We start from the raw sequence: 17,042 nt of genomic DNA on the forward strand, positions 1-17,042 counted from the left end.
ATGTCCCACCTGACGTCCCTGGTCCCTGGACCGACCCGACTACTTGACGACCGCGGCGGCGAGCTTGGACAGGGGCTCGGCGAGCGCGTTCACCGCGTCCTGGAGCTCCTTGCGGTCGTCCTCGCCGACCTTGTCGTAGGAGGTGAAGTCGTAGGAGTTCTTGTCCGTGCGGTACTTGTCGAGCAGCGTGTCGATCGCCGCGAACTGCTTGTCGAGCTCCTTCGTCAGCGCGGCGTCGTTCTCGGACGCGACCGGCTTGAGCAGCTCGTACGACTTCTCGGCGCCCTCGACGTTGGCCTTGAAGTCGACCAGGTCGGTGTGCGAGTAGCGCTCCTCCTCGCCGGTGACCTTGCCGGTGGCGACCTCGTCGAGGAGCTCCTTGGCGCCGTTGGCCATCGACGTCGGGGTGATCTCGGCCTTGCCGACGCGCCCCTGCCAGTCGGTGAGGTCCTTCACGAGCTGGTCGGCCAGCTCCTTCTCCCGGTCGCCGATCTTCTTGTCCTGCCAGAGGGCCTTCTCCAGGCGGTGCCAGCCGGTCCAGTCCTTCTCGGGGTCCTGGCCGTCCTCCAGGCCGTCCTCGCGGACGTCGACCTTCGGGTCGATGTCGCCGAAGGACTCGGCGACCGGCTCGGTGCGCTCCCAGCCGATCCGCGAGTCGGCGTACGCCTTCTTCGCGGCCTCGATGTCGCCGTCCTTGACCGCGTCCGTGAAGACCTTCACCTTCGGCAGCGTCTCGTCGGCCTGCTCCTGCACGTACTTGCGGTACGCGGCGACGGCCGCGTCGAGGCGCGGGTCGCGCTTGGCGGTCGTGCCGCCGCCGCTGGCCTTCACGTTCTGGCGGATGCCGTCGCCCTTCATGCCGGGCTTGCAGGCGATCCGGTATTCGCCCGCCTTCACCTCGGCGGTCACCTTCTGCTTGGTGCCCGGGCCGATGTTCTCGCGCTCGGTGACGATGCGGTCGTCCGGGAAGAGGAGGTAGACCTCGGTGACCTTGGAGCCCTTGTTCTCGATGGCGAGCTCGATGTGCCCCGCCGGGAACTCCTTCTTGGAGACCTCGCACTTGGTGTCCGTGGCGGTCACCGCGATGACGTGGTCGTCGCTCGTCGCGCTGCTCTTCTCGGTGCAGCCCGTGACGGTGGTCAGAGCGGCCGCGGTGGCGGCGGCGGTGACAACAGAGAGTCGGACGGCTCGCATACGGGCTCCAAAACGAAGGGCTGTCGGCTCACAGGTTCCAGTGAGGCGGGCCTAACTTATCTGAGGCTTACCTCAGTCAACCCGGGTCGTCTAGTGATTCACATCTCAAATGCATGTCCGCGTACCGGTCGATAACGGACGAGTTGCGGCAGCCTCATGACGGAGAAACGGAATGGTCAAGTAATGGTCAAATGCCGCTGCGCCGTCCGGCTCGGGCCGCACCCGGCTGTCGGCGGCTGATGCTTCAATGCCGGGGTGACTGACTACGACGTGCTCCGCGTCTTCTGCGGCCCCGGCGGCCGGTACGGCAACGAACTCGGCGTCGTACGCGACGGGTCGGCCATGCCCGCCGAGGAGGACCGCCAGGCCTTCGCCGCGAAGCTCGGGTTCAGCGAAACGGTGTTCGTCGACGACCCGGAGCGGGGGGTCATCGACATCTACACGCCGACGCTGCGGCTGCCCTTCGCCGGGCATCCCTGCGTCGGCACGGCCTGGCTCCTCGACGTGCCCGAACTGGTCACGCCCGCCGGGGTGGTGGGCACACGGCTCGACGGCGAGTTCACCTGGATCGAGGCCCGCGCCGAGTGGGCACCGCCGCGGACGCTGCGGCGGTACGGCTCGGCGGCCGAGGTGGATGCGCTGGCGGTGCCGCCGCCGGGGGAGTGGATCTACGCGTGGGCGTGGGAGGACGAGGCCGCGGGGCGCGTTCGGGCCCGCGCCTTCCCCGGGCGGGGCGACGGGATCGACGAGGACGAGGCGACGGGGGCGGCGGCGTTGCTGCTCACGCATGAGCTGGGCCGTGCGCTGAACATCGTCCAGGGGGAGGGGTCCCAGATCCTTACGGCACCGGGCCCGGAGGGGTTGATCGAGGTGGGTGGGATGGTGCGGCTCCTGCGGGGCTAGGCGCCAGGTCCTCAAGCGCCGGACGGGCTGAAAATTCAGCCCGTCCGGCGCTTGAGGACGAGCCCGAAAGGCGATCCGGGGTCTGGGACGGAGCCCCAGTTACGGGAAGGGGCGGGGTGGGGGAGATCAAGCGCTCAGCGGGAACTCCTCCCCAAGCGCCCTGAACACCTCCGTGTTGAGGGCGAACGCCCGTCGGCACTCGCCCACGATCCGCTGCTTCTCCAGCTCGTCCGCCCGCACCCCGTCCAACAGCTCCCGATAACCCCGCTTGAACGCCGCCGGATTCCCGATCCCCTCGAAGACGTAGAACCGCACGCCGTCGCCCTTGCGTGCGAAGCCCCAGGTCTTCTCCGCCTTGTCGCGGATGATCTGGCCGCCGGAGAGGTCGCCGAGGTAGCGCGTGTAGTGGTGGGCGACGTACCCGCCGGGCCAGGTGCGGGCGCACTCCTCGACGCGCGCGGCGTACGCGGCAGTGGCGGGCAGGGCCGTCAGGCCCGACCGCCAGCCGGGTCCCCGCAGATGCGCCAGGTCGCGCTCCAGCTCGGCGACACGCATCAGCTCGGGCCGGATGAACGGCCCGGCGACGGGGTCGTCCCGCAGGGCGCGCGCACCGTCCTCCAGTGCCCGGTAGACGAACCAGAGCTGCTCGGTGTAGCGCGCGAACGCGTCGACCCCCAGCCGGCCGCCGAGCAGATCGCTCATGAACGTCGAGGTCTCCGCCTCGGTGTGCGCGTCGTGCGACGCGGTGCGGATGAGCGTCGAGAACGGCGTGTCCATGGGGACCTCCGAGGGGCCGAGCGGACGGAACGGAAAAGCGGGGCCTTCGACGATCATTCCAACTTAGGTTCGCCTAAGTCAATGGGTTTCCCGACACCCTGTCGGTAAAACACTACCCCGGATCCGCCTCAGGGCCACTCGGACGGCGGACGGAGACGGCGGAGGCGACGGAAACAGAAGACCCCCGCCACGGGGCGGGGGTCTCGGTCTCAGGCCAGGGCAGGCGCCACGGTCACGGCAGGGTGAGAATCTCGGCCCCGCTGTCCGTGACGACGAGCGTGTGCTCGAACTGCGCGGTGCGCCGCCGGTCCTTCGTCACGACGGTCCACCCGTCGTCCCACATGTCGTACTCGTGCGTGCCGAGCGTCAGCATCGGCTCGATCGTGAACGTCATGCCGGGCTGCATCACGGTCGTCGCGCGCGGGCTGTCGTAGTGCGGGATGATCAGGCCGGAATGGAACGACGAGTTGATCCCGTGGCCGGTGAAGTCCCGGACCACGCCATAGCCGAACCGCTTGGCGTACGACTCGATGACGCGGCCGATGACGTTGATCTGGCGGCCTGGCCGGACCGCCTTGATGGCGCGGTTCAGCGACTCGCGGGTCCGCTCGACGAGCAGCCGCGACTCCTCGTCCACGTCCCCGACCAGGTACGTCGCGTTGTTGTCGCCGTGCACGCCGCCGATGTACGCCGTGACGTCCAGGTTGATGATGTCGCCGTCGTGCATGACCGTGGAGTCGGGGATGCCGTGGCAGATGACCTCGTTGACCGAGGTGCACAGCGACTTCGGGAAGCCGCGGTAGCCGAGCGTGGACGGGTAGGCGCCGTGGTCGCACAGGTAATCGTGCGCGACCCGGTCCAGTTCGTCCGTGGTCACGCCGGGCGCGATGATCTTCGCGGCCTCCTCCATCGCCTGCGCCGCGAGGCGCCCCGCGATCCGCATCAGCTCGATCGTCTCGGCGCTCTGCACCTCGGGGCCGGTGTACGGCGTGGGGCCGGGCTTGCCCACGTACTCCGGGCGCCTGATGTTTCCCGGGACGGAGCGGGTGGGAGAGAGCTCCCCTGGTACGAGCAGTGACTGGCCAGACATATCAAGGAGTGTATCCAGCGGCCGTGGGGCACCATGGCGGCGTACTCGAGGATCCACGAGGACTCAGGCGATGAGGAGCCGGTGCGATGGCCCTGTTCAAGAAGCGGACGGTCGGGAAGCCGGGCGAGTGGTACTACTGCCTGGAGCACAAGAAGGTCGAGGAGGGGCCGGAGTGTCCGGCGAAGGACCGCTTCGGGCCGTACGCCACCCGGGCGGAGGCACAGAGGGCCCTGGAGATCGCGGCCGAGCGGAATCTCCAGTGGGAGAACGATCCGCGGTGGCATGACGCCACGGCGCGGGGCGAGGACGACGACTGAGCCGCGTCGTCCTCAAGCGCCGGACGGGCTGAAAGTTCAGCCCGTCCGGCGCTTGAGGACGAGCCCGAAGGGCGATGCGGGGTCCGGGGCGGAGCCCAGGCGGCACCGATACGTCACCACTGTGACGGCGGCGGTGCCGTCAGCTGGTCCGCCAACCGGGACAGGCGGTCGCGAAAGCGGCTCCGGCCCCGCGTCTGCGGCAGCGTGTTCTCGCCCGCCGCCGCACTGACCAGGTGCTGGACGGTGTCCAGGTCGAGCTCGGGGTTCTCCGGTACGGACAGGGCCTCGTGCGCCACGGCCTGCAGGTCGCGGTCGCCGGAGTCCAGCGCGAACACCGTGGCCCCGGCCCGGCGTGCGTCGTGCACCCGCTCGAGCAGCGGCGCCTCCGGTGCGTCCGGCGCCACCACGAGCAGGGTCTCGCCGCGCTTCGCCGCCTCGATCCTGCCGAGCCCGACCGAGAGGTGCGCGGGGTCGCCGGGGCGCACCCGGTGCCGTACGAGCGTCGGGGACAGCGCGGGCGTGCCCGACCACGCGGCCTCGTCCACGAGGTGCGCGGCCAGGTGCCACGGCTCGTAGCTGTCCGTGCCCACCAGCAGCAGACCGCCGCCGTGCGGCACGACGGAGGACCGCAGCGCGGCCGCGAAGTGGCGTGTGGTGCCGAGCCACTCGGTTCCGGCGAGCACTTCGCGCAGCAGCGCGACCCGTACGGCGTCCATGCGTCCGCATCCTGCCGCAACCGGCCAGTCGTCAGGCCGAGTTCACCTTGAATTCGCTCAACGTGGGCAGCGGGCGGCGAGACTGGGCGGCTGATCGTTTTGTGCTGCGTGGGTTCAGCGTGATTTCAGTGCGGGCGACCGGGTGGTCGCCGAGATGGGGGAGCTGTCATGGCAGTCGAGGTGTCCGTACCGTTCCGGGCCGGGGGTGAGGGGTATGCGAGCTTCCGTATCCCGGCAGTGGTCCTCACCAAGAAGGGCACGGTCCTCGCGTTCTGCGAAGGGCGCGTCGGTTCCCGCGAGGACCACGGGAACATCGACATCGTCCTGAAGCGGTCCACGGACGGCGGCCGCACCTGGGGCCCGCTGCAGGTGGCCGCCAAGAACGGCGACGATCTCGCCGGCAACCCGGCACCCGTCGTCCTCGACACCGGCCGGATCCTCCTGGTGCACGTGCGGGCCGCCGCCTCGGCGACCGAGGAGGCCATCCGGCGCGGCAAGGTGACCGCCGCGGACGGGCGCCGCGTATGGCTCCAGCACAGCGACGACGACGGGGTCACCTGGTCGAGCCCGCGGGAGATCACCGGCCAGACGAAGAAGGCGGCCTGGCGGTGGTACGCCACCGGGCCGGGACATGCGATCCAGCTGACGGGCGGCACGGCGAAAGGACGCGTGGTCGTCCCCGCCAACTACTCCCTTCCGCCCACCGGCACCGACAACGGCACCGAGGGCAAGTACAACGGCGGTCACTGCATCCTCAGCGACGACCGGGGCGAAACCTGGCGGATCGGCTACCTCGACGGCAAACCCGACGGCTACATCAACGCCAACGAGACGACCGCCGCCGAACTGCCCGACGGGCAGGTCTACTTCAACACCCGCAACGACTCGCCCGCTCCGGGCACCCGCGCGGACGCGCACTCGCGCGACGGCGGCCAGACCCTCGTCAGGCCGTTCCGTCCGCAGGCGGGCCTCACCGGGCCCGTCGTCGAGGGCAGCGTGCTCCAGCTCCGCGACCCCGACCTGCTGCTCTTCTCCGGCCCCGCCGACCCCGGCTTCCGGGCCCTGATGACGATCCGCAGCAGCACGGACGGCGGCACCACCTGGCGGACCGCCCACACGGTCGACGGACTGTCCGCCGCGTACTCCGATCTCGTACGCGTCGACGCGACGACCGTCGGACTCCTCTACGAGACGGGCGACTTCAGCGCGTACGAGACGATCACGTTCCGGCGGGTGCCCGTGGCGGACCTGTAGCCGTGGGCCGAGCCTGCCGGAGACGGTCGTACGGAGTGATCCACCACACTCTCTCGGCAAGGTGATCCGCGGCCGGACCCGCACGTATGGTCGCCCTATGACTTCCAGTGATGACGCGAAGACGGCTCCCGCCAAGGCCCCGGCCAAGGACCCCTGGGACCTGCCCGACGTGTCCGGTCTCGTCGTCGGCGTCCTCGGCGGCACGGGCCCGCAGGGCAAGGGCCTCGCCTACCGGTTCGCCAAGGCCGGCCAGAAGGTGATCATCGGCTCGCGGGCCGCCGACCGGGCGCGGACGGCGGCCGATGAGCTCGGGCACGGCGTCGAGGGCGCGGACAACGCCGAGTGCGCGCGCCGCAGCGACGTCGTCATCGTCGCCGTGCCGTGGGACGGGCATGCGGCGACCCTCGAGGCGCTGCGCGAGGAGCTCGCCGGCAAGCTCGTCGTCGACTGCGTCAACCCGCTCGGCTTCGACAAGAAGGGCGCGTACGCGCTGAAGCCGGAGGAGGGCAGCGCCGCCGAGCAGGCCGCCGCGCTGCTGCCGGACTCGCGGGTCACGGCCGCCTTCCACCACCTCTCCGCCGTCCTCCTCCAGGACCCGGAGGTCGACGAGATCGACACCGACGTGATGGTGCTGGGCGAGTCCAGGGCCGACACGGACGTGGTGCAGGCGCTCGCCGGGCGCATCCCCGGCATGCGCGGTGTCTTCGCCGGGCGGCTGCGGAACGCCCACCAGGTCGAGGCGCTGGTGGCGAACCTCATCTCGGTGAACCGCCGGTACAAGGCGCACGCGGGTCTGCGGGTCACGGACGTCTAGGCCGCTTCTCCCGTTCCGGTCGCCGGTTGCCGGCGCGGTGCGGGCATGGGGGACACTGGAGGGCGTACCACCTCTGAGTCCCGGACAGGAGCCGACCCCCATGCCCCGCCTCGCTCTGTACGCCCTCGTCGTCTGCCTCCTGTCCGTCGCCGCGGCCGTGGTCTCCTTCGCGCAGGGCAGCTGGCTGGGCATCGTGTGGGTGCTGCTGGCGGGGCTGTCGTCGAACATGACGTTGTACTACGCGCGCAGGGCGAAGGCGGCGAAGGCCCTGAAGGCCGCGCAGGCGGCGCACGCGGGGGCGGCGGTCCCGGGTCAGCCGCGGGGCACGTCCACCACGCGCTGACGGAAGACGGAACAGGTCAGGTCCATCACTCCCTGACCTCGCGGTTCGGCTCCGTCACGCGTTGACGGAGCAGATGGGGTTCGTGTCCGTCCAGAAGCGGTAGAGCGACTGGCCGCAGTAGCTCTGGAACTCGTCGATGCCGAGCCCGCGCAGAAGCGCGTGGACCGCGTCGAAGAACACGACGTTCACCTCTGGGATCCACAGGACCGCGAACACCGCCAGCAGCCCGAACGGCGCGAACGGCTCCACCTGCCGGCGGATCCGATGCGACAGCCAGGGCTCGATCACGCCGTATCCGTCCAGGCCCGGCACCGGCAGGAAGTTCAGGATCGCCGCCGTCACCTGCAGCAGCGCCAGGAACGCCAGCGCATAGCGGAAGACGACTGGCACGCCGTCCAGCGAGTCCAGCCAGAACGGCGCCGTGCACACGACCGCGAACAGCACGTTCGTGAGCGGCCCGGCCGCCGAGATCAGACTGTGCCTCCAGCGGCCCTGGATGCGGCCCCGCTCGATGAACACCGCGCCGCCCGGCAGACCGATCCCGCCCATCATCACGAAGAGGACGGGCAGCACGATCGACAGCAACGCATGGGTGTATTTGAGCGGGTTGAGGGTGAGATAACCCTTCGCCTCGATCGAGATATCGCCGCTGTGCAGCGCCGTACGCGCGTGTGCGTACTCGTGCAGGCAGAGCGAGACGATCCAGGCCGCCGTCACGAAGAGGAAGACGGCGAACCCGGGCTGCTCGGCGTAGCCGGTCCAGGTGGCCCAGCCCGCGACCGCCGTAACGGCCACGATCCCCAGAAAGACGGGGCTGATCCTCCGGTCGCTGCGGCGCATCGTGGCGGTGGCCATGGGCGGGTCTCCTGAGGGTTGGACGAGGGTGGGCGGAGGTGCGGGCGGGCGACGGTCGGGTTCGACCGTATCGGTGGTGTGGGGGGAACGTCCCGCGGACCGGCCGGGGTTCCTGGACCGCTCCGGTTCGTTCCTGTGGGTGTCGAAACCCACACGAGTGTCGAAACCCTCACGCGAGTGGAAACCCGGACGCGGTGCCGGGGCGTCCCCGGAGACAATGGACCCCGTGCGCTACCGCGTCCTCGGCACCACCCAGGCACTCCGCACCGACGGCACCCCCGTTCCGGTCGGCGGGGCGCGGCTGCGTGCCCTGCTGACGGTGCTCGCGCTGCGGGCCGGGCGCTCCGTGCCCGCGTCCGTGCTGGTCGACGAGGTGTGGGGCGATGAACCCCCGGCCGACGCCATGGGGGCGCTGCAGGCGCTGGTCGGGCGGCTGCGCAGGGCCCTCGGCGCGGACGCCGTCGCCTCCGTCGATGGCGGTTACCGGCTGTGCGCGACCGCCGACGACGTCGATCTGTACCGCTTCGAGCGGCTGGCAGGCGAGGGTGCGCGGTCGCTGTCCGACGGCGACCCGGCGAAGGCGGCCGCCGTGCTCGACGACGCGCTCGCCCTGTGGCGCGAGCCCGTGCTCGCCGACCTGCCGGACCGTTCCGCCGAGGCCGCCGGCTGGGCGGCACGGCACCTCGACGCGCGGCGCGCCCGGCTGGCCGCGGCCCTCGACCTGGGCGAAGCGGAGCGGGTACTGCCCGAACTCGCCGCCCTCTGCGAGGGGCACCCCTTGGACGAACCGCTGCAGGCGCTGCGTCTGCGTGCCTTGCGCGACGCGGGCCGCCAGGCCGAGGCGCTCACGGTGTACGAGGCGGTACGCCGCGACCTCGTGGACCGGCTCGGCGCTGATCCCGGCCCTCAACTACGTGCCTTGTACGAGGAGTTGCTGCGGAGCGTTCCCGGTGCCGGGGACGCTGCTCCGTTCCCCGGAAGCTCTGGGGGTGGCGCGGCCGGCACGGTCGGCACCCCGGGCTCTGCGCGTACCGCCGGGGACGGCCTCGGTACAGGCGCGCGGCCGTCCGACGGCGGTGGCCGCGATGCGCCCGCGCCGCCCTCCGGCGGCGCGGATGTCTCGTCGGGCCCTGGCGGCTCCTCCGCCGGCCCCGTCCCCTCGGCGGCCGACGCCCGGGAACGCGGCGCACGGCCCTCGTCGTCAGGCGGCCCCGGCAGCCCGAGCACCCCACCGCCCGCCCCCGGCAACCTCCGCGCCCGGCTCACCTCCTTCGTCGGGCGGGAAGCCGATATCGCCGCGATTCGGGAGGATCTCGGGCGGGCCCGGCTCGTGACGCTGCTCGGGCCCGGTGGGGCCGGCAAGACGCGGCTGTCGCAGGAGGCCGCGGAGGCCGTGGCCGGGGGCGTGCCGGATGGCGTGTGGCTCGCCGAGCTCGCGCCCGTCGACGATCCCGAAGCCGTGCCCGAGGCCGTCGTCACCGCGCTCGGTGCCCGCGAGACCGTGCTGCGCGGCGCCGGTGCCGAGGAGCTGCGGGTCGCGTCGGACCGGCACGCCGACGACCCCCTCGTACGCCTCGCCGAGCACTGCGCCGCCCGCCGCATGCTGATCATCCTCGACAACTGCGAGCACGTCGTCGAGGCCGCCGCGCACCTCGCCGACCACCTTCTCGCCCGCTGTCCCGGCCTGACGGTCCTGGCCACGAGCCGGGAGCCGCTGGGAGTGCCGGGGGAGTTGCTGCGCCCGGTGGAGCCGCTGCCGCAGCCGGTCGCGCTGCGGTTGCTGGGGGAGCGGGGTGCGGCCGCGAGGCCGGGGTTCCGCGTCGAGGACGACATGGAGGCGGCCGGCGAGGTCTGCCGTCGGCTCGACGGGCTGCCGCTGGCGATCGAGCTGGCGGCGGCACGGCTGCGGATGATGACACCGCGTCAGGTCGCGGACCGGCTCGACGACCGTTTCCGGCTGCTGACCGGCGGGGCACGCACCGTACTGCCGCGCCAGCAGACGCTGCGCGCGGTCGTGGACTGGTCCTGGGAACTGCTGGACGCCGCGGAACGGGCCGTACTGCGCCGGCTGTCGGTGTTCTCCGGCGGCTGCGACCTGGCGGCGGCGGAAGCGGTGTGCGGGCCAGGGGCCTTCGTCGCGCCGACCACGGAGTCTGCCGCGGCCGCCGGGTTCGCTGCCCCGGATGGCACCGCGGACACCTCCGAGGACGGCTTCGAAACGGCCGGAGCCCGACCCGGCCCGGGCCGTCAGGCACAGCCGCGCCCGGCGGCGGGCGACCCCCATACCCCGAGCGGCGGCGACACCTTCGACACCCTCGACGTCCTCGGCTCCCTGGTCGACAAGTCCCTGGTGGTGGCTGCCCCTTCGGCGAGCGGTGAGATGCGGTTCCGGCTGCTGGAGACGGTCGGCGAGTACGCCGCCGAGCGGCTCCGCGAGGCGGGTGAGCTGGAGGCGACGGCCCGGGCCCACCTCACGTACTTCCGGGAGCTCGCCCGGACCACCGACCCGCTGCTGCGCGGTCCCGCCCAGAGCGCCGCGATCGAGCGGCTCGAGGCCGAGTACGAGAACCTGCGCACCGCGCTGCGGCACGCCGTCGCGGTCCGGGACGAGCAGGAGGCGGTGTGCCTCATCCATTCGCTCTTCTGGTACTGGCAGATCCGCGACCTGCGCATCGAGGTACGCAACTGGTCCCGCGAGGTCATGGCGCTCGGCCCCGACCCCTTCACCCCGTCCGCCGGACCCATTCCCCCGGTGCCCGACCGCTGCACGGACGCGCCGCCGCCCATGAGCGCCGAACTGCTCGAAGAGGGTCGGCGCGGAGTGCATCTGGCCCATCTGGCCTGCATGGACACGGAGATGGACGCCTGGCAGACGCCGGAGGCCCAGGCGAAGCTGCGCGCCATCAGCGAGGCGTACCGGCCGGGGCTGCCGCAGACCTGCCGCACCCCCGGCAACCTCTGGTTCTACGCCGTGCTGCTGAGCGGCGACATGGAGCGGGTGCGTACCGTCGTCGACGCGAACGTCCGGGCCTGCCGCGAGTTCGGCTACGAGTGGGAGCTGGGCATGGCCCTGCAGATGCGGGCCAACATCCTCGCCAACCGCACCGACTGGGCCGGCGACGCGGGCCGGGACGCCGACGAGGCCCTGGAGATCTTCACCCGGCTCGAAGACGCGTGGGGTGCCGCCGAGGCGCTCTCGGCGCGCGGCGAGGCGCGCGAGCGCAAGGGCGAGTACGCGTCCGCCGCCCAGGACTACGAGGCGGCGATCGCCCGTGCCGAGGGGCTCGGCGCCCACGCTCAGGCGGCGGTGCTCGGCGCTCGACTCGGCAGCGTACTGATCGAGTTCGGCGACACCGCGCGGGGTGAGCAGCTGCTGCGCGACGTCGTGGAGTACGGCCGCGGTTCCGTCAACGAAGCCAGCGCGGCGCGGCTCTTCCTCGCGACATGGCTCGGCCGCAGCGGCCGGAGCGGGGAAGCGCGCGAACAACTGCGGCTGCTGCGCGAGGAGTTCGGCGTGGTCTCGTTCGTCGTCTTCGACAGTTTCCTGCTCGGTGTGGAGGCCTGGCTGGACGGAGTCGACGGCCGCTACGAGGAGAGCCTCGTCAAGGCGCGGCAGGCGGTGGCGCAGGCCGGGGAACCCCTGGCGCGGACCATCGCGCCGCACATGGCCGCGGTGCATCTCACCACCGGGGCCGTCGCCCTCGCCGGGCTCGACGGCGGCCGCCGCGCCGCGGACGCCGCACGGCTGCTCGCCGCCGCCCAGAGCCTGCAGCCGCCGGGGCACTTCGCGTCCGCTGTGGAGCGGGAGCTGCACGACCGGGCCGAGGAGAGCGCGCGCGCCGTGCTCGGAGACGAGGCGTACGACGCGGCATACGCCGAGGGCGGCGGCCTCTCCCTCGTGGAGGCCGCCGCCCTGCTCTGACATTCGCCGCCCTGCGAGAACGTCAGCTCTTGGTGCGGAACTTGTGGATCGCGATCGGCGCCATCACCGCGGTGAGGACCACCGACCAGATCAGCGTGACCCATACGTCGTGCGCGATGGGCGCCCCGCCGTTCATCAGGCCGCGGGCGGCGTCCGCCAGCGACGACAGCGGGTTGTAGTCGGTGAACGCCTGGAGCCAGCCCGGCATCGAATCGGTGGGCGCGAAGATCGACGAACCGAACTGCAGAGGCATCAGCACGAGGAACCCCATTCCCTGGATGGCCTGGGCGTTCTTCATCACCACACCCATGGTGAGGAAGATCCACATGATGCCCGAGCCGAAGACGAGCGCCAGACCGATCGCGGCGAACAGTCCGGGCACGTTCGACACGGACAGACCGAGCATGAAGCCGACGGCGAGCAGGATCGCGGTGGCGACCAGCATGCGGCCGATCTCGACGGTGATCTTGGCGATCAGTACCGAGGACCGCGCGATGGGCAGGGACCGGAAGCGGTCCATCACGCCCGTCTGGAAGTCCTGGTTGAAACCCGTGCCGACACCCATGGCGATGTTCATGCCCATCATCGCCATCAGGCCGGGCACCACGTAGTTGACGTACTGGTCCTGGTTGCCCTTGCCCGCGATCGCGCCGCCGAAGACGAACACGAACAGCAGCGTGAAGACGATCGGCATGAGCACGGCGTCGAACATCGACTCCGGGTCCTGCCGGATCCACAGCAGGTTGCGGCGGGCCAGGGCGCCGGTGTGGCGCAGATGGGCGCGGATCCCGATACGGCCGTCGGCCTGGTCGACCTTCGGGGAGGGCGCGCTGAGAGTGGCGGTGCTCATACGGCGACCTCCTGGAGTTCGGGACGGGCGTCCTGCGGGGCATTGGCCTTGTGGCCGGTGAGGGACAGGAACACCTCGTCCAGGCTGGGCAGTTCGGTGGTGATCCCGGCGAGCGTGATGCCACGGGCGGTGAGTGCGCCGACGACGGCGGTGAGCTGTTCGTCGCTGAGGATCGGGACGAGGACGGTGCCGGACTCGGCGTCGACGGTCGCGGACGCCGGACCGGTCAGGCCGAAGTCGTCGAGGGCGGCGGCCGTCGGGCGCAGCTCAAGCGGGTCGGCCGGGCGGATCCGGAGCGTGCGGCCGCCGACCTTGGCCTTGAGTTCGTCGATGCGTCCGCCCGCGATGACCTTGCCGCGGTCGATGACGGTCAGCTCGGAGGCCAGCTGCTCGGCCTCCTCCATGTACTGCGTGGTGAGCAGCACGGTCACACCGTCGCCGACCATCCTCTGGACCTCGTCCCACACCTCGTTGCGGGTGCGCGGGTCGAGGCCGGTCGTCGGCTCGTCCAGATAGAGGACGGCCGGGCTGCCGATCATCGAGGCGGCCAGGTCGAGACGGCGGCGCATACCGCCGGAGTAGGTGCTCACGGGGCGCTTGGCGGCCTCGGTGAGCGAGAACCGCTCGAGGAGCTCGTCGGCGCGGGTGCGGGCGTCCTTACGGGACAGGTCGAGCAGCCTGCCGATCAGGTACAGGTTCTCCCGGCCGGAGAGCTTCTCGTCGACCGAGGCGTACTGACCGGTGAGGCCAATCACGCGGCGCAGCTGCCGGGGCTGCTTCACCACGTCGTACCCGGCGACGAACGCCGAGCCGGAGTCGGGGGTGATCAGGGTGGACAGGCAGCGTACGAGGGTGGTCTTGCCGGCTCCGTTGGGACCGAGGACGCCGAGGACGGTGCCCTCGCGGACGTCCAGGTCGACGCCGTCCAGCGCCTTGGTCTCGCCGTAGTGCTTGACCAGCCCCCGCACGGTGACCGCGCTCTGGGCGGCGGTCCCTTCTCGCTGGAGTTGCTTGTCGATTCGCGTCATGCCGACCAAGGTGCCAGCCGCCACCGACAAACCACCGACAGGCCGCCGACAGCCGCCCACAACTCGCCGACAGTTGGTCGCCGGTGCGGGCAGTCGTTCCTCCCCGCCGAAACCGCAACCATCAATTGAGGAACCCCCACGGCGACCAGCCAGGTCCGCGAGAGCGGCGCCGGTTTAGGTGCAAAAAGGAGGGCAGCCCGCCGACGGGGGGAAGATCGACGGGCTGCCTGGAACCGCTGGGGGCGCCCCCAGCGGTAGCTGGGGGAGGCTCAGTGCACGGAGTGCTCCTCCAACGGGAACGTCCCGCCGACCACGTCCTCGGCGTACGCCTTCGCCGCGTTCCCCATGACCTCACGCAGATCGGCGTACTTCTTCACGAACTTCGGCACCCTGCCACCGGTCAGACCCAGCATGTCGGTCCACACCAGCACCTGCGCGTCGCACTCGGCACCGGCGCCGATGCCGACGGTCGGGATGTGCAGGCCCCGGGTGACCTCGGCGGCCAGCTCCGCCGGAACCAGCTCGAGGACGACCGCGAACGCGCCGGCGTCCTGCACGGCCTTGGCGTCGCGCAGCAGCTGCTGGGCGGCCTCCTCGCCGCGGCCCTGGACGCGGTAGCCCATGGCGTTGACGGACTGCGGCGTCAGCCCGATGTGCGCCATGACCGGGATGCCGGACTCGACCAGCAACTGAATCTGGCCGTGCGAGCGCTCGCCGCCCTCCAGCTTCACGGCACCGACCCCGGCCTCCTTGATCAGCCGGGTCGCGCTGCGCAGCGCCTGCACAGGGCCCTCCTGGTACGACCCGAAGGGCAGGTCGGCGACGATCAGGGAGCGGTTCGTGCCGCGTACGACGGCCGCGGAGAGCATCGTCATCTCGTCGAGGGTGACGGGCACGGTGGTCTCGTACCCCAGGTGGCAGTTGCCCGCCGAGTCGCCGACGAGCAGGACCGGGATGCCGGCCTCGTCGAAGACGGACGCGGTCATCGCGTCGTATGCGGTGAGCATCGGCCACTTCTCGCCGCGCTCCTTGGCGGTGGTGATGTCGCGGACGGTGATACGACGTGTGCCCTTGCCCCCGTACAGCGCCTTGCTGCTGTCGGACGTGCGGCCAGTGTCCTGGCCGGGCTTCTGGGCAGCCGAAAGCTGCGTCATTGCAACGGCTCCTTCTGTCATCTCGTGGCGCCCTGACGGCGTCCCCGGATCAGGTCCATGGTGGCACTTCGTGCCGCCCGACGGCTAGACGGGGCGCCTCCGGACGTCGTAACCCGTGCGCCGCTCCTTCCCCACCGCCGTCAGGAGCCTCGCAGTCCCACCGTTCCGTAAGGCCTGCGTAAAGTCTTTCCAATACGAGACGGTCTCGTATTGAATTGAATCTAGGCTCACCTCCATGACCTCTCCTGCCGTCCCGGGCCCCCGGATACCGGAAGCCGTCCACCGGCGCCGCTGGGTGATCCTGGCCGTCCTCATGCTGAGCCTGCTCATCGTGGTGCTCGACAACTCGATCCTGAACGTCGCCATCAAGACCATCTCCACCCCGGCGCCCACCGGCCTCGGCGCCACGCAGGGTGAGCTCGAGTGGGCCATCAACGCCTACACGCTGGTCTTCGCCGGCCTGCTGTTCACCGCCGGCCTGCTGGGCGACCGGCTCGGCCGCAAGAAGGTCCTGCTCGCCGGTCTGGCCGTCTTCGGCATCGCCTCGGCGCTGGCCGCCCAGTCCGCGTCGCCGGAGCAGCTCATCACTTTCCGCGCCGTGATGGGTCTCGGCGCCGCCTTCGTGATGCCCGCCACGCTGGCCGTCCTCATGAACGTCTTCGAGCGCGACGAGCAGCCGAAGGCCATCGGTATCTGGGCGGGCGGCGTCGGTCTCGCCATCGCCATCGGCCCCATCACCGGCGGCGTGCTCCTGGACCACTTCTGGTGGGGCTCGGTCTTCCTGATCAACGTGCCGATCGTGATCCTCGCGCTCGGGCTGATGCTGTGGCTGGTGCCCGACTCCCGCGACCCGAACCCGGGCCGCATCGACCCCGTCGGTGTCGTGCTCTCCGTCATCGGGCTCGTCCTGCTCGTGTACGGCATCATCAAGGGCGGCCAGCTCGCCGACTTCACCGACCCCGCCGTGCTGTCGACCATCGCCGCCGGTGTCGTCGTGCTCGTCGCCTTCGTCGTCTTCGAGAAGCGCAGCGACCACCCGTCCATCGACGTCACGTACTTCAGGAACAAGGTCTTCTCGGCCGCGATCGCCGCCATCGCGCTGGTCTTCTTCTCGCTGATGGGTGTGACCTTCTTCTCGGTCTTCTACACCCAGAGCGTGCGCGGCTACTCGCCGCTGCAGACGGGCCTGTTGATGCTGCCGCTCGCCGCCGCCCAGATGATCTTCGCGCCGCGCGCCCGGCTGCTCGTCGACCGCTTCGGCAACAAGGCCACGACCACGGCCGGCCTGCTGATCTGCGCCGCGATGCTCGCCGCGTTCGCCACGCTGGAGGCGGACACGCCGATCTGGATCCTCGAGGTGATCTTCTTCCTCATGGGCACCGGCATGGCGCACATCATGACCCCGGTGAGCGTCGTCATCATGCAGGCCCTGCCCCGCGAGAAGGCCGGCTCCGCCTCCGCGCTCAGCAACACCTTCCGCCAGGTCGGCGGCGCCCTCGGCATCGCCGTCCTCGGCTCCGTGCTGTCGACGGCGTACCGCACCAGCATCGAGGACAAGCTCGGCATGCTGCCCGCCGGCGTCCGCCACACCGCGGGCGAGTCCATCGAGGCCACGCTCGGCGTCGCCGCGAAGCTCGGCCCCCAGGGCAAGGCCTTGATCGCCCCGGCCAACGACGCGTTCCTGCACGCCATGCACGTCACGGCCCTGTGCGGGGCGGGCGTTGCGCTGATCGGTGCGATGGTGGTGTTCCTCTTCCTGCCCGGGCGCGCCCCGGCGGAGCAGAAGGAGGAGGAGAACGAGCTGGTGGCCGCAGAGAACTGACGC

At 71.0% G+C, this 17,042-nt stretch carries 15 protein-coding genes; 7 read left to right on the forward strand and 8 right to left on the reverse strand.

What is annotated here, in order from left to right; translation table 11 throughout:
* Nucleotides 1-39: 39 nt before the first annotated feature.
* Nucleotides 40-1,194, reverse strand: coding sequence for an iron uptake system protein EfeO (efeO, locus tag ABT009_RS24090; RefSeq protein WP_351298459.1), 1,155 nt, complete (start codon nucleotides 1,192-1,194; stop codon nucleotides 40-42).
* A gap of 255 nt (nucleotides 1,195-1,449) precedes the next feature.
* Here efeO and ABT009_RS24095 point away from each other — a divergent pair, with 255 nt between their 5' ends.
* Nucleotides 1,450-2,097, forward strand: coding sequence for a PhzF family phenazine biosynthesis protein (locus tag ABT009_RS24095; protein ID WP_351298462.1), 648 nt, complete (start codon nucleotides 1,450-1,452; stop codon nucleotides 2,095-2,097).
* Between the two features lie 126 nt (nucleotides 2,098-2,223).
* Here the strand turns inward: ABT009_RS24095 and ABT009_RS24100 are convergent, their stop codons facing one another.
* Nucleotides 2,224-2,874, reverse strand: a complete 651-nt coding sequence (locus ABT009_RS24100) for a biliverdin-producing heme oxygenase (RefSeq protein ID WP_351298465.1) — start codon at nucleotides 2,872-2,874, stop codon at nucleotides 2,224-2,226.
* Between the two features lie 232 nt (nucleotides 2,875-3,106).
* Entirely contained in the window at nucleotides 3,107-3,964 is an 858-nt protein-coding gene (map, locus tag ABT009_RS24105) for a type I methionyl aminopeptidase (protein WP_351298467.1), read from the reverse strand.
* An 86-nt stretch (nucleotides 3,965-4,050) separates the two neighbouring features.
* On the opposite strand from map, the gene ABT009_RS24110 reads away from it, so the two are divergent.
* Nucleotides 4,051-4,281, forward strand: coding sequence for a hypothetical protein (locus tag ABT009_RS24110; protein ID WP_351298470.1), 231 nt, complete (start codon nucleotides 4,051-4,053; stop codon nucleotides 4,279-4,281).
* 113 nt (nucleotides 4,282-4,394) lie between these two features.
* Here the strand turns inward: ABT009_RS24110 and ABT009_RS24115 are convergent, their stop codons facing one another.
* A complete protein-coding gene (locus tag ABT009_RS24115; RefSeq protein ID WP_351298473.1) occupies nucleotides 4,395-4,997 on the reverse strand; it encodes a hypothetical protein in 603 nt (200 codons plus the stop codon).
* A gap of 168 nt (nucleotides 4,998-5,165) precedes the next feature.
* On the opposite strand from ABT009_RS24115, the gene ABT009_RS24120 reads away from it, so the two are divergent.
* The 3 genes from ABT009_RS24120 to ABT009_RS24130 all read left to right on the forward strand — a co-directional run bounded on the left by ABT009_RS24120 (nucleotide 5,166) and on the right by ABT009_RS24130 (nucleotide 7,408).
* Nucleotides 5,166-6,251, forward strand: coding sequence for a sialidase family protein (locus ABT009_RS24120; protein WP_351298476.1), 1,086 nt, complete (start codon nucleotides 5,166-5,168; stop codon nucleotides 6,249-6,251).
* A 97-nt stretch (nucleotides 6,252-6,348) separates the two neighbouring features.
* Nucleotides 6,349-7,065 carry an NADPH-dependent F420 reductase gene (gene npdG / locus ABT009_RS24125; protein ID WP_351298479.1) on the forward strand — a complete coding sequence of 239 codons (717 nt, stop codon included), beginning with the start codon at nucleotides 6,349-6,351 and terminating at the stop codon, nucleotides 7,063-7,065.
* A 100-nt stretch (nucleotides 7,066-7,165) separates the two neighbouring features.
* On the forward strand, nucleotides 7,166-7,408 hold the full coding sequence (locus ABT009_RS24130) for a hypothetical protein (protein WP_351298482.1): 243 nt from the start codon (nucleotides 7,166-7,168) through the stop codon (nucleotides 7,406-7,408).
* 54 nt (nucleotides 7,409-7,462) lie between these two features.
* On the opposite strand, the gene ABT009_RS24135 is transcribed toward ABT009_RS24130, so the two are convergent.
* Nucleotides 7,463-8,263 (reverse strand): site-2 protease family protein, encoded by an 801-nt coding sequence (locus tag ABT009_RS24135; protein WP_351298484.1) that lies wholly within the window; start codon nucleotides 8,261-8,263, stop codon nucleotides 7,463-7,465.
* A 217-nt stretch (nucleotides 8,264-8,480) separates the two neighbouring features.
* On the opposite strand from ABT009_RS24135, the gene ABT009_RS24140 reads away from it, so the two are divergent.
* Nucleotides 8,481-12,185 (forward strand): AfsR/SARP family transcriptional regulator, encoded by a 3,705-nt coding sequence (locus ABT009_RS24140; protein WP_351298487.1) that lies wholly within the window; start codon nucleotides 8,481-8,483, stop codon nucleotides 12,183-12,185.
* Nucleotides 12,186-12,207: 22 nt separating this feature from the next.
* On the opposite strand, the gene ABT009_RS24145 is transcribed toward ABT009_RS24140, so the two are convergent.
* The 3 genes from ABT009_RS24145 to panB form a co-directional block, all read right to left on the reverse strand.
* A complete protein-coding gene (locus tag ABT009_RS24145; protein WP_351298490.1) occupies nucleotides 12,208-13,035 on the reverse strand; it encodes an ABC transporter permease in 828 nt (275 codons plus the stop codon).
* On the reverse strand, nucleotides 13,032-14,063 hold the full coding sequence (locus tag ABT009_RS24150; protein ID WP_351298492.1) for an ATP-binding cassette domain-containing protein: 1,032 nt from the start codon (nucleotides 14,061-14,063) through the stop codon (nucleotides 13,032-13,034). Before ABT009_RS24150 ends, ABT009_RS24145 begins: the two co-directional genes overlap by 4 nt.
* A 269-nt stretch (nucleotides 14,064-14,332) precedes the next feature.
* Complete coding sequence (gene panB / locus ABT009_RS24155) at nucleotides 14,333-15,217, reverse strand: 3-methyl-2-oxobutanoate hydroxymethyltransferase (protein WP_351298495.1); 885 nt, start codon at nucleotides 15,215-15,217, stop codon at nucleotides 14,333-14,335.
* Between the two features lie 235 nt (nucleotides 15,218-15,452).
* Between panB and ABT009_RS24160 the strand changes: the two genes are divergently transcribed.
* Complete coding sequence (locus tag ABT009_RS24160; protein ID WP_351298498.1) at nucleotides 15,453-17,039, forward strand: MFS transporter; 1,587 nt, start codon at nucleotides 15,453-15,455, stop codon at nucleotides 17,037-17,039.
* Nucleotides 17,040-17,042 lie beyond the last annotated feature (3 nt).

It is taken from the genome of Streptomyces sp. NPDC002896 (assembly GCF_040295225.1).
Taxonomy (GTDB): Bacteria; Actinomycetota; Actinomycetes; order Streptomycetales; family Streptomycetaceae; genus Streptomyces.